This window comes from Nonlabens dokdonensis (assembly GCF_002162835.1).
GTDB classification, from domain to species: Bacteria; Bacteroidota; Bacteroidia; order Flavobacteriales; family Flavobacteriaceae; genus Nonlabens; species Nonlabens dokdonensis_B.
Window position 1 is genome coordinate 1 of record NZ_MAAX01000176.1, and the last position, 12,999, is coordinate 12,999.

Genomic DNA, 12,999 nt, shown 5'->3' on the forward strand with positions numbered 1-12,999 from the left:
TTAAAAAACTATGGAAATGCCACTTATGAAGAGTGGCATTTTCTTTTTCCTGATTTAGGAGTACAGTAATGCTTCCAGAAGTATTCAAGCTGATCTATTGAAGTATGTGCTTGTTGACTAGGTAATAATAGCTTAGGTTAATTGTCAAAGCTTATAGTTATTAGGTAATAAGCTTACTGGCGTAGATCGCAAAACAGGAGCGATAGTTGTGAGATTTTCTATTGAAATTCACGTAACGCGATTTCAACATCTATTTGATTACATTTTTTATTGCCACACAAATGTATCGCCTTCTTGAAGCCCTAGCTGAGCAGCTGTTCCAGCCTTTAGGTCAAGGATGTATTGAACTGGCTTTTTACTTCTTGAAATAGTTGTGTCTTGAGGTTGCGCGTTAGATACAAAACTGTCTATAGTTAAGTTTTCATCCACAAAAACAACGTCTAATGCTACAGGAGTGTTTTTCATGAAAAAATATCGCGGTGCAGATTTTTCAAAAACAAATAATAATCCTTGATCTTCTTGAAGCTCATCTTTGTAAGTCATACCTAAATGAACTTTGTAATCTGTATCTGCCAGTTCTAGCTGTAACTTTTTTAAAGTATCTTTTTCTTTAGAAATTAAATAACCAGTAGCCTCATTTTGAAAGCTGAAATCCTTAGACTTCATTTCTTCTTCAAAATTAGGCTTACAACTGCTCGCAACAATTGCGGTTAAAAAAAGTCCGGTAAATAAGTTACGCATTGGATTTCTTTTCAAACATTCCTTCTGGTCTAAACATTAAAAACAAACCTAGAAGAATAAACGGAATACTAAGTAATTGTCCCGTATTAAAATGTAAGCTAGCAAACTCAAAAGCATCTGTCTTAGTTTGAGGTTCCTTAATAATCTCAATAAATAAGCGCACGGTAAAAAGTAACACAAAAAATAATCCGAGTAAATAACCTAATTTATGACGCTTTTCTGTTTTCCAGTATACTAGATAAAGAATAACAAAAACTCCTACGTAACAAATTGCCTCATACAACTGTGCAGGATGTTTATAAGGTATCGTAGCAAGTAATTCTGAATATTGAGGATCGTTAACAAGGGCGTCTATTTTATTATCTGTACCTGAGATTTTTACTTTGCTTAACGCAGCTGCTACTTTATCGTCACTTAAGTCTCTCACAAATTTAAAACCAGCAAAGAAGTCGGTAGCCTTACCATTAATCTCACTATTCATTAAATTTCCTAAGCGTACAAAAGTTCCTCCTATAGCAGTAGGAATTACGATACGGTCCAGGATCCATAACATGTTTTTTTGCAAATGTTTACGACTATAAAAGAACATAGCTATAATTATACCTATTGCTGCTCCATGGCTTGCCATACCAGCAAAACCGGTCCATTCAAATGGATCTGTTCTAAAAGGTAGAAATACATGTAAGGGATCATTAAATAATACCGCAGTTTCATAAAATAAGTAATGTCCTATACGTGCGCCTACTAAGCATCCTATAACCGTGTACATAAATAGTGGATCTATTTTCTCCACACTTACATTATCTCTTTTAAATATAGGTTTGATGATATACCAGCCCAATACAAAAGCGATTACATAAGATAAACTGTAAAAATGTAGGGTAAAAAAACCTAGGTCAAGGCCTTCTAGCGGATTCCAGATCACTTTAAGTGAAAACATAAACTCGTTTTTATTAAGTTGCTAAATTACTATTTCTATATTACATAATATATGTCTTAAGTAGGGATTTACATTTCAATGTTTAAAATGAATTGGAGTATTAAAATTATATTGATCACTTAAGAATAGAGAGAATAAATTCATAAACAATAAGATAAATAGGAAATAGAAAAGGTAGACTTGACTATGGTTTTGAATTTCAATATTATTAGTAAAATTGATATAATTGAGTGTCAAATAATTTATTGATCTAATAATCATTTTGTATGAATCCATTCCTAATCTTTTAGACGAATAGACTGTTTAATACGTTGAAGCGTTTTAATTTATTAAAATTTAACTTAGTTTATCGATTAAAAGAATTTATTTATAGTTGAAGTGCTGATCTATTGTAATTTTAGTTTTTAATCAAAACTTTGAATTATGAAACATTTGTACTCTCTTTTATTATTATTTGTAATTACTTCTTGTACTCAAGACCAATCTGATTTTGAAACTCAAAACGATATTAAATTTCAGATTGCGTCAGAACAATTTGTAACTAAATCTGGTTCATTCTTGGGTGAACCGTGTAAATCAACAGATCTAATTGCTGGACAAAACATTGTTGCCGGTACGGTAGATGTCTACTTAGATGGATCTAATATCTCCATAGTATATACGACTAATGGAGGCTGGTCTATGGAAGAAACACACATGTCCATCGGTAATTGTACTGGAGATATACCTACTACAGGATCTGGTAATCCTAAGGTAGGTCATTTTGAATACAGTGCAAATCATAGTGCAGGTACAACAGTGGTTACTTACACTGCAGATGCTAGCACCTTACCATTAGAAACATGCTTTGCTGCTCATGCAGTCGTTACTAATAATTCTGGCCAGAATGAAACAGCTTGGGGAGCAGGAATAGGTTTCCCTGGACGTAGTTGGGCTACTTACGTAGAGTTAGACATGTCATCATGTACAGCAAATGATCGTGACCCAAGAGATCCGGGCACAGATCGTTAGATAGTTGCGTTATTTAATAAAAAAGGCTTGAAATCATGTGATTTCAAGCCTTTTTAAATTTTAAAAACTACTTCCACTTGATATTACAACCTATGCTAGGTTTCTGTAATGCTGGAACTTGTTTATTACCTAAAATCGCATCCATTGCTTCTCTTAAGGACCTTCCCGTTGATGGAATTCCGTTACCTGGTCTCGAGTCATCCAGTTGCCCTCGATAAACCAGTTTTAAAGATGTATCAAAAAGATATAAATCTGGAGTACAGGCAGCGTCATAAGCTTTTGCTACTTCTTGGGTGGCATCATATAGATAAGGAAAAGGATAGTTTTGCTCATCGGCATGCTGTTTCATTTTTTCGGGACTATCTTGAGGATATTTTTCAACATCATTGCTAGAAATTGCAATAAAATGAAATCCTGTAACTCTATAATCGTTTGCAATTCTCACGAGCTCTTCATTAATATGCAGTACAAAAGGGCAATGGTTACATATAAACATCACAACGGTTCCTTTAGATCCTTTGAGTTCTTTGAGCTGCATTAATTCTCCACTCACGGTATCTATAAGAGAAAAATCTGGTGCTTTTGTTCCTAATGGTAACATAGTAGATGGAGTCAGTGACATGAAATTGTTTTATTTATAGGTAGTAAAAGTAGCTTATTTGTTACGGTAATGGATGGTTATTCCGCTTTCGCGAAAGCGAGAACAAAACTGTACTTGAAGAAATATGTGAGCTTATAGACCTTTTTTTAGAACAAGAATTAAATTTAAGTTGCTAAACTTATTTTAAAGCTTCTTTGAATTAGTCAATGTTTTATAAATTTAAAATAAAAACTATGAAAACTGCATACGACACCGTAACCGAAGCAACTGAAGATTTACAAAAGAAAGGCTATACCATAGACTTTGATCTAGTAGAAGATGGCGTGCATTCTAAAGAATTAAAGAAAGAATGGAAAGCTGGTGAGATAGAGGTTGTAGAATTTTACCGTTTTGAAGGAATGACAAATCCTGGCGACAACATGATTTTATATGCTCTAGAATGTAAAGATGGAAATAAGGGTTTACTACTAGACGCTTATGGTGCTGATGTTGCGATCTCACGAGAAATGATCGAGAAGCTTAAAATGCACTAATGGAAATAAACTGGAAGGACTTTGAAAAAGTTGACATGCGAGTAGGTACCGTCCTAACCGTAAGCGATTTTCCAGAGGCAAGAAATCCATCTTATCAACTTCAAATAGACTTTGGAGCATTAGGTATTAAAAAGACAAGTGCACAAATTACTAAGCGTTACGAAAAAAAGCAATTAGTAGGTAAGCAAGTGATCGCGGTTGTTAACTTTCCTAAAAAGCAAATAGCAAATTTTATGAGTGAATGTCTAGTGCTAGGCGTTGAAGGAGATGATAGCGATGTGATATTACTTCAACCAAGCGCCCATGCGAAAAATGGTGATCGCGTAGGTTAATAACCTATAGAGTCAGAATTCTTTATAAATTAAAACTCCTTTAAAATCAGTTTAAAGGAGTTTTTTAATGGATTCAATTTAGCTAGCTGTTACATCTCTTCAGCAAAGAAAATGGCATTCATCAGTAACTTATTAGTTCCATACCAGAAGGCTCTAAACTGCGTATTATCTGTAAAACCTATCACATCGCCACGTCCATAATTGTTATGTTGAAATGGGACTGTATTTTTCAAAGCCTCTAGATTAATATCTGAAATGTAACCACTCATTAATGGGCTGTCTGTATATTTTATAGGATTTCTAAAAGAGTCTTTATGAGGCTCAACAAATAATCTCGTGTTTCTAAACATAGGCAATTGGTCATCTTTAAAACCAAAAGCAATAGGATGGGAGCGATCTAGTTTTGTTTCAAATATGGCTCCACCTATATTTTGAGCTCCATAAAAATCAGAACGCTGCTCAAAAGAAATATCCTTTGAAGGATTTTCTGTCTTTTTGAATTGTAGTGGCAGTAATTTTGAACTGCTCATCCATCTTAACGCGCTTCTATATCCTATTAACGTTCCACCAGATCTCGTCCATTCTTTTAATTGGTCTATTACTTCGTTTTCTGGACTGCCGTACGTGTTAGGGACAATAATCGTATTATAACGAGATAAATCTTTACGATTGATGTCACTTAAGTCGATTTTAGTAACCGTTATATCATAACGCTGATCGAGTAAGTGCCAGATCTCACCAGCATCATAAGGATTGATTCCATCACCTATAAGTAAGGCGATTTTAGGTTGTTTCAATGCTCTAAACTGTCTAGACCCAAGATCAATTCCTGTGGTAAGTCCGCTAGAAACGCCATGAAATTTAACTCCATGATGTAAATAAATATCACCTAAAATGTCTGCAAACTCTCCCGCATCCCAATTTTGATTTTGTACTGGAATTAATATGGTTCCATAGTCATATTTTTTACCTTCAATAGTAAATTGTTCCATAGCAACTTTCGCTCTGATACCTTCTTCTAAAAGGATGTTTAAAATCATTGGTGTTTTGTACTCGTTCCATGACATTAAATACGCATAGTCCGATGCTGTAGACGAGTGAGAATCTAATCTTTTGGATCTGTCAAATGGAATACCGTCGCTCAAGCTAGCATCTTCATCATAATCCATGTCAAAAGCTAGTGGGAATGTCCAGGCACTTATATCATAAAACAAGCTATCTTGAAAAGTGGTGCGCTTTTCAAACATAGCGTTGATTAATCTAGAGTTTTTCTGATTTTTAGGAACGATATAAGCATAGTCTTTTTTATAAGTCTTACCGTTTTTAGTAACATCATTTTTTAAGGAACGTACTTCGATTTTATGTCTCAATAGAATGTCAGCCAGTGCGTCTGTTCTTCCAGAATCGGTATGATCACCGAAGATAATAGCGCCACTTGTAGCTTCTTTTTTAGCGTCTTTGTAAAATTGTCCTTGGTAATCAAGAATCTCTTGTCGCATTCCTGCGGCTGCTTTAAGTGTACTTATTCCTGCTGTAAACTGATTGCGTATGGTAAATGGAAATGTCAATATACCATTGTCAGAATTTTGTGCATGACCACGAGAGCTTGCTTGCTCAAATAAGATTCCTATAGAACCATTGATATCTGGAAAAGTAGATCCTTTACCATAATAAAAGTCGTCATAGCTTTCTTCTGTATAGTAAAGTGACCCTATTTTATCGAGTTCTGCAGCGTGATAATTTCCTATTTCTCTGGTTAATTGCTGATTCATTTTAGGAGTTAATGGGTGCGTTCTTGATGGTATCCCAGGCTGGAAAAAGAACGTAGCATTAGTTCCCATTTCATGATGGTCTGTTAAAATATTAGGCATCCAGTTATGAAACGTCTCGATACGAGCTTGGGATTCTGGTAATTGAACCGGTAGCCAGTCTCGATTCATATCAAACCAGTAGTGATTTGTTCTTCCACCTGGCCATACTTCGTCATACTCACGGTCGTAGGAGTCTGGATTTACATTTTTACTCTTATGTTGATTTACCCAACCAGCAAATCGTTGCAATCCATCTGGATTGAAACTTGGGTCAAATAATATAATCGTGTTGTCAAGTAATTGCTCTACTTCTGGTCCTTGTCCGGCAGCTAGATGATAGGCGAGAAGTAAGGCAGCATTAGAACCACTAGGCTCATTTCCATGAATAGAAAAACCTTGATAAACGACTATAGGCATATTTGCAGTAGAAGCAGTGCTACCTTCAGTTAATGCAAGATGATCAGCTTGAATTTGATCTAGATTCTTATGGTTATTTACTGATGTAATAGTTAGTAAAACTAAAGGTCTTCCTTCATAAGTGGTTCCTCGATTTTCAATGCTTATTCTATCAGATTCTCTTGCCAGCGTGCGCATGTACTCGATAAGCTTGTCATGAGTAACATGCCATTCTCCAGGAATATATCCCAGTACTTCTTGCGGTGTAGAAATTTCAGAGTTGTAGGTTACATTATCAGGTAAATAGTATCCTAATGTAGGTGTTGTGATGGTTTGTGCGGTTACCGCTTTCGCGAAAGCGAGAACAAGCAACAGAAGTATTGATTTTTTCATGAAATGTTTATCTAGAATTCTAAAAATAAAAAAAGCCTTTCGGTTAGAAAGACTTTAAGAAAATTTTGTGTTAAGACGCTTATATGTCTTCAAAATTAATGTTTGTAAAACTCGCTGGATGATTAGGCTCTGCAGCATCGCTATCAGCTGGAGCGGCTTGATCATCTCTTTTATAATTAGACTGATGACGGTCTGAAATAACCTCGCCACCTTTTTCTTTAATAATGAAATCAGTAATTTCTTTTAATGTGTCACCAAATTCTTGAAAATCTTCCTTATACAGATAGATTTTGTGTTTTTTAAAGTGAAAACTGCCGTCGTCATTTGTAAATTTCTTACTCTCTGTAATAGTCAGGTAATAATCATCTGCTTTTGTAGCTCTTACATCAAAGAAATAAGTGCGTCTTCCTGCACGTACTACTTTTGAAAATATCTCCTCTTGTTCTTGGTAATCTCTATCGCCCATTTTCTTTTTAAAAGTTAAGTTGCGATCAAAAATAGAAAAAAAAGCCAAATAGAAAAGTTTATTGAGGCCTTAAATGACAAGCTATTTCTTAAAGAGAGTATGTTTGGCTTATTAAGAAGGTCACTTTATGATCAATAACGAGCTACGAGATGGTCTTTTATAAAAGTATATTTTAATAATTAACAAGAGATTTAAAAAGTTGTAATAATTTATTCTTCCTCTTCAAGCATCTGGTTTGCAAAAAGTTCTGCATAATAACCGTTTTCTTTCAATAGCGATTCATGATTTCCGCGTTCTATAATATTACCGTCGTCTAGAACGATAATTTGATCTGCATTTTTTGCACTGCTCACACGATGACTTACTATTATGGTGGTAGTATCTTGTGTAACTTTTTTGAGGTTATTGAGGATTTTTTCTTCTGTTTCTGTGTCAACAGCACTTAAACAATCGTCAAAAAGGAGTATTTGCGGTTTTTTAATGATGGCTCTTGCGATGGAAACACGCTGTTTTTGTCCGCCACTTAAGGTAATGCCTCGTTCTCCTAATACGGTTTCATAACCTTTAGTAAAATTGGTTATGTTTTTATGAACTACAGCGTTTTTTGCAGCAGCTTCAATTTCTTCCTGTGAGGCGTCTTTTTTACCGAATGCGATGTTGTTGCCTATCGTGTCTGAAAATAAGAAAGCATCTTGTGGTACATATCCTATAGCGCTTCTTAAGTCGTCTAGATTAAGTGATTTAATCTCTATATCATCTATTTGAAGAGAGCCGTCTTTAATATCATATAATCTACCTATGAGTTCTAGAATCGTTGATTTACCACTACCAGTTTTACCGAGTATAGCTAGTGTTTTACCAGCCTCTATTTCAAATGAGACATCTTTTAACGCATGTATGTTAGTATCTTCATAGATAAAGTTTACGTGGTTAAAAGAGATTTTACCTTTCACATTTGCACTAGTCTCATTTAAATTTTGAATGGCAGGTTCTATATCTAGAAATTCATTGATGCGCTTTTGAGAAGCTTCTGCTTGCTGGATCATGTTTGTGACCCATCCTACAATTGCTACAGGCCAGGTAAGCATATTTACATAAATGAGGAATTCAGGAATAGTTCCTACATCTATCACTCCATCAATTACTTGTTTCCCTCCTATATAAATGACCATAATATTACTTAACCCTATAAGTAAAACCATTAATGGAAAAAACAAGGCTTGTATACGTGCTAGATCAATATTCTTTTCTTTACTATCGTTAGCCACATCTGTAAATTGTACAGTCATTTGTGGAGCGAGATTATAAGCCTTGATAACTGATATACCGCTAAATGATTCTTGCGAGATCGTATTAAGATTAGATAAGTATTCTTGAACTAGTGTGGATCTCTTGTTTATTTCACGACTTATTACATATATAGCAACAGATAAAATAGGTAAGGGAATTATCGTGTAAACCGCTAGAGTAGGAGCGGTATCGATCATCGCAGGAATTACTACTGCAAAAAGAGTCAGCATATTAATACTGTACATAATCGCAGGTCCCATATACATACGCACTTTAGAAACATCTTCACTTATGCGATTCATTAAATCTCCAGTACGGTTTTGTTTGTAAAAACCTAAAGACAACCTTTGGTATTGTTGATAGACTATATTTTTTAGGTCGTATTCTAGGTGTCTTGATACAACTATGATAAGTTGCCTCATTATAAACGTAAGACCAGCGGCTAGTAGTGTAGCTCCTATAATATAAAAGATGTATAAGGTAAGTTGATCACCTATTACCTCTTGCTGTGTTTCACTTGCATTTGTGTAATCATTTAATAGATTTATGATTTTACCTACATATTTAGGTAACACAAGAGATAAAACTCTAGAAACGATTGTTACTATCACGCCTCCTATAAGTTGCCATTTGTATTTAGCAAAGAGTTTATTGAGCTTTTTAAGTTCTTTCATTTATGATCTTACTGCGAGTAAAAATAATTTTAATAACAAAACGGGAAATTAAGCATGGTAAATTGTTAAATCCCTAAAATGAAGTTATTTTTGCACGCTTTTTAATAATTAACAAAAGCTCATAATTTTCTATTTATGTCTCAAGAATTTGAATCCTTAGAACAGCTTATCAATCAAGATCCTGTATTCGGTCAGGTTTCCTTTGATAATCATGAACAAATTGTTTTTTGCAATGACAAAGATACAGGATTGAAAGCCATTATTGGAATTCACAATACGGTTTTAGGTCCAGCCTTAGGTGGTACAAGAATGTGGCAATATGAAAACGAGTGGGCAGCTCTCAACGATGTGTTGAGACTATCACGTGGTATGACATTTAAAAGTGCCATAACTGGTTTAAATTTAGGTGGAGGAAAAGCCGTTATTATAGGAGACGCAAAAACTCAAAAGACACCAGAATTAATGCGCAAATTCGGTGAGTTTGTTCACTCACTTAGTGGCCGTTACATCACTGCCGAAGATGTAGGGATGGATACAGAAGATATGGACACTGTAAGAGAAGTAACTCCTTATGTAACTGGAATATCTACAGATAAAGGAGGAGCAGGAAATCCATCGCCTATAACTGCCTACGGAGTCTTTATGGGTATGAAAGCGGCAGCTCAATTTAAATATGGTAGCGATGTCCTTGAAGATAAAAGAGTTTATGTAGAAGGAATAGGTCACGTAGGAGAAACACTAGTAGAGTACCTTACTCAAGAAGGAGCAGATGTAATTATTGCAGATATCAATCAAGACAGACTAGAAGAAGTTAGAGATAAATACGGCGCTACCATTTACGGTGGTAATGATCTTTATTCTGAAAGAATGGATATCTACGCACCTTGTGCCTTAGGAGCAACTATTAATGATAGTACTATTCATAAACTAGAAGCCTCTATAATTGCCGGCGCAGCAAATAATCAACTTGCAGATGAGGTGAAGCACGGCGCTATTTTACAAAATAAAGGTATCGTATATGCTCCAGACTTCTTAATAAATGCAGGTGGAATTATTAATGTATATGCAGAATTAGAAGGCTATGATCGTACAGAGATCATGAGAAAAACTGAGAATATCTATACGACTACTATTGAGATATTAAATAGAGCTCAAGAGTCTGGTGTTACTACACATCAAGCAGCACTAGAGATCGCTCAGGCTCGTATCATGGCTAGAAAACATGAAAGTTTAGGACAGTAGTCCATTTTAAAGAGTACTTTTGCCCTGGTTTTTAGAACTAAAAGCCAGGTTTTAAATTTTTATAATTCCGCTTTCGCGAAAGCTAAAAACATTAACTAGCACCGCCTAAGTAAAAAAATATCGTTCTTATGCTTAACAGAAGACAATTGCGCATTAAAGTAATGCAGGCCGTCTTTTCTTTTCAACGACAACGTCCAGATGATTTAAAAGACCTGGAGAAGTTTGTTAATTCTAGTATGACACAGTCGTACACATTGTTTTTGTACATGGTGCAATTACTTGTTAAAATACACGAGGTCGCTGTAGATAAGCATACTAAAAAACAACAACGTATTTCTAGCAGTGTAGAGCATAATCCTTCTAGACATTTAATAGATAATAAAATACTTTTAAAACTAAGAGAAAGTCAGGCGCTTAAAGATGCTTTGCAACAGCGCAATCTTAATCCATGGCACTTAGATTCTAAGTATGTAGAGAATCTATATCATAAAATTCAAGAAAGTAAAACATTTGTGGTTTACTCCATGGATGAAGAACCATCTTTAAAAAAGGATTTAAAATTCTTAACCAATATCTATGAAGATATTATCGCACCTAGCGATGAGCTTTTAGATTATCTAGAAGATGTAAACATCACTTGGACTGATGATTATCCATTAATAAACACGACAGTCATTCAGTTTTTACGTAAAGTAAAGCCTAGCAAAGACGTTACATTACCACCATTATTTAAAGATGATGACGATGGTAAATTCACATTAAGCCTTTTTAGAAAAACCATCCTTAATTTAGACGAGCTTGCTGGTAGAATAGAGCACAAAACGCCTAACTGGGATAAAGAACGTATTGCTCAAATCGATCTAGTACTTATCATGATGGCTCAAGCAGAATTTTTATACTTTCCTCAAATTCCAGTACGAGTTACACTTAATGAATACTTAGAGATTTCTAAAGATTACAGTACTCCTAAAAGTGCTAATTTCATTAACGGTATACTAGACAATTTACTAAAGGAGTTTGAGAAAAACGATCAGCTTAATAAAATAGGTAGAGGTTTACTATAGACTACAGGCAAGAGCGTTGTTTCTACGGATGTTTTTAATTATATTTGCCGCAAATTTTTAAGTAATTTTAAAATAAAAGAAGATGAAAAAATTAGTTTTAATGGTAGCTGCAGTAGCTACAATGGCACTTACTAGCTGTAATGAAAAGGCTGAATCTGCAACAATTGATCAAGCAAACTTGACAGCAGCAGCTGCAAATAAAGAAGTTGCTGGAAACTTTCCAGAAATGACTTTTCAAGAAACTGAATTTGACTTTGGAACTGTAGATGAAGGTACAGTGGTAGAGCATGAATATAAATTTACAAACACTGGTAGCGCTCCTTTAATCGTAGTTAACGCAAAAGGTTCTTGTGGTTGTACAGTACCTACATGGTCTAAAGAGCCTATCGCTCCAGGTGGTGAAGGAACTATGTTAGTAAAATTTAATACTAACGGTAAGCCTAACGCGCAAACTAAAACAGTTACAATTAAGGCAAATACAGAGTCAGGTACAGAGTCTATCCGTATTAAAGGTTTTGTAACTCCTAAAGCAAAGGCATCTGCGCCTAACGCATAAGGTCTAGTCTTAATGGATACTAACACGATAATAAATTTTGCTCCTTACCTTTTAATTATTGCGGTTTTTTATTTTTTAATAATGAGACCACAAGCAAAAAAGAGAAAGGAAGAAAAAGAATTTGCAGACTCACTTAAAGTAGGCTCAAAAGTGATTACCACAAGTGGTATTCATGGTAAAGTAAATCAAATCAATGCCGATAAAGGCACAGTAATGATTGAAACAGGAGCAGGTAAAATGACCTTTGAAAGAAGCGCTATATCTGCAGAGCTTTCTAAGAAATTAAATGAGAGTGTAATTTCTAAAGAAAAGTAAGAATTATAATATTCAATTATAAAACCCTTGAGAATTCAAGGGTTTTTTTATAAAACGATGTATTGTTGAAATATTATATGTACGACTTCTGCATACCAGGTAACTCTTTCCATCTACCATCTTCAGCGACTTGTTTTAAAGTATGATTTCTTTGTTCTAGTAATCTAGTCATGTATTTTTCTAAGAACAGGACATCAGCTAGTTTTCCTAAAATACCTAAAGGTGAGGTATAATCAAAAACGTCTTTCATTAAAGTCGTACCATCCTTTTGTTTTTCAAAGAAATGCTCGTGTTTAAAGTGCTTAAAAGCTCCTTTTACTAACTCATCAGCAAAATAATGATGAGGCTCCACATCAGTTATTAAACTTGTAAGCTCTTGGGTAACTCCTAGATGTTTTGCTCGCCAGGTAACTGTTTCTCTTTTTTGAACTAATCCTGAAGTTCTTCCAGCGACTGCTTTTTCATTAGTATGCTCAAGAGATAAAATATGCAGGTCTATACTACGTGCGAGATCAAAAACTAGCTCTATGGGCGCGATTATCGTTGTGGTTAAATGAATTACAGGCATATTACTTTTTGTATTTATCATGCAATCCTTTTCCTTCCATGATCAACGATTTGATCTTAAGAATGC

General features: G+C 34.8%; 14 protein-coding genes. 7 read left to right on the plus strand and 7 right to left on the minus strand.

The genetic code is table 11. From position 1 onward, the window contains the following. Positions 1 to 267: 267 nt before the first annotated feature. Entirely contained in the window at positions 268 to 741 is a 474-nt protein-coding gene (locus tag A9Q93_RS11275; RefSeq protein WP_303687508.1) for a DUF192 domain-containing protein, read from the minus strand. Beyond that, positions 734 to 1,681 (minus strand): prolipoprotein diacylglyceryl transferase, encoded by a 948-nt coding sequence (gene lgt, locus A9Q93_RS11280; protein WP_303687509.1) that lies wholly within the window; start codon positions 1,679 to 1,681, stop codon positions 734 to 736. Before lgt ends, A9Q93_RS11275 begins: the two co-directional genes overlap by 8 nt. A 423-nt stretch (positions 1,682 to 2,104) precedes the next feature. Between lgt and A9Q93_RS11285 the strand changes: the two genes are divergently transcribed. Beyond that, complete coding sequence (locus A9Q93_RS11285) at positions 2,105 to 2,692, plus strand: hypothetical protein (RefSeq protein ID WP_303687510.1); 588 nt, start codon at positions 2,105 to 2,107, stop codon at positions 2,690 to 2,692. Positions 2,693 to 2,759: 67 nt separating this feature from the next. Here the strand turns inward: A9Q93_RS11285 and A9Q93_RS11290 are convergent, their stop codons facing one another. After that, a complete protein-coding gene (locus tag A9Q93_RS11290; RefSeq protein ID WP_303687511.1) occupies positions 2,760 to 3,314 on the minus strand; it encodes a thioredoxin family protein in 555 nt (184 codons plus the stop codon). Positions 3,315 to 3,526: 212 nt separating this feature from the next. Here A9Q93_RS11290 and A9Q93_RS11295 point away from each other — a divergent pair, with 212 nt between their 5' ends. Both A9Q93_RS11295 and A9Q93_RS11300 read left to right on the plus strand, forming a co-directional pair. Further along, a complete protein-coding gene (locus tag A9Q93_RS11295; RefSeq protein WP_303687512.1) occupies positions 3,527 to 3,826 on the plus strand; it encodes a phosphoribosylpyrophosphate synthetase in 300 nt (99 codons plus the stop codon). Further along, positions 3,826 to 4,158, plus strand: a complete 333-nt coding sequence (locus A9Q93_RS11300; protein ID WP_303687513.1) for a tRNA-binding protein — start codon at positions 3,826 to 3,828, stop codon at positions 4,156 to 4,158. Before A9Q93_RS11295 ends, A9Q93_RS11300 begins: the two co-directional genes overlap by 1 nt. Before the next feature lie 89 nt (positions 4,159 to 4,247). Here the strand turns inward: A9Q93_RS11300 and A9Q93_RS11305 are convergent, their stop codons facing one another. From A9Q93_RS11305 to A9Q93_RS11315, 3 genes are all read right to left on the minus strand, one after another. Continuing rightward, positions 4,248 to 6,758: a M14 family metallopeptidase gene (locus tag A9Q93_RS11305; RefSeq protein ID WP_303687514.1), complete on the minus strand. Its 2,511-nt coding sequence runs from the start codon at positions 6,756 to 6,758 to the stop codon at positions 4,248 to 4,250. A gap of 79 nt (positions 6,759 to 6,837) precedes the next feature. Beyond that, complete coding sequence (locus tag A9Q93_RS11310; RefSeq protein WP_303687520.1) at positions 6,838 to 7,224, minus strand: PUR family DNA/RNA-binding protein; 387 nt, start codon at positions 7,222 to 7,224, stop codon at positions 6,838 to 6,840. A gap of 209 nt (positions 7,225 to 7,433) precedes the next feature. Beyond that, positions 7,434 to 9,188 carry an ABC transporter ATP-binding protein gene (locus A9Q93_RS11315; protein ID WP_303687515.1) on the minus strand — a complete coding sequence of 585 codons (1,755 nt, stop codon included), beginning with the start codon at positions 9,186 to 9,188 and terminating at the stop codon, positions 7,434 to 7,436. A 135-nt stretch (positions 9,189 to 9,323) separates the two neighbouring features. Between A9Q93_RS11315 and A9Q93_RS11320 the strand changes: the two genes are divergently transcribed. The 4 genes from A9Q93_RS11320 to yajC all read left to right on the plus strand — a co-directional run bounded on the left by A9Q93_RS11320 (position 9,324) and on the right by yajC (position 12,365). After that, positions 9,324 to 10,430: a Glu/Leu/Phe/Val dehydrogenase gene (locus tag A9Q93_RS11320; RefSeq protein ID WP_303687516.1), complete on the plus strand. Its 1,107-nt coding sequence runs from the start codon at positions 9,324 to 9,326 to the stop codon at positions 10,428 to 10,430. A 128-nt stretch (positions 10,431 to 10,558) separates the two neighbouring features. Next, entirely contained in the window at positions 10,559 to 11,494 is a 936-nt protein-coding gene (locus A9Q93_RS11325; protein ID WP_303687517.1) for a transcription antitermination protein NusB, read from the plus strand. An 82-nt stretch (positions 11,495 to 11,576) separates the two neighbouring features. Beyond that, entirely contained in the window at positions 11,577 to 12,050 is a 474-nt protein-coding gene (locus A9Q93_RS11330) for a DUF1573 domain-containing protein (RefSeq protein ID WP_303687518.1), read from the plus strand. Between the two features lie 12 nt (positions 12,051 to 12,062). Next, positions 12,063 to 12,365, plus strand: a complete 303-nt coding sequence (yajC, locus tag A9Q93_RS11335; RefSeq protein WP_303687519.1) for a preprotein translocase subunit YajC — start codon at positions 12,063 to 12,065, stop codon at positions 12,363 to 12,365. Between the two features lie 73 nt (positions 12,366 to 12,438). Here yajC and A9Q93_RS11340 read toward each other — a convergent pair whose 3' ends face one another. Then, complete coding sequence (locus tag A9Q93_RS11340; protein ID WP_303687521.1) at positions 12,439 to 12,933, minus strand: SRPBCC family protein; 495 nt, start codon at positions 12,931 to 12,933, stop codon at positions 12,439 to 12,441. Between the last annotated feature and the right edge of the window lie 66 nt (positions 12,934 to 12,999).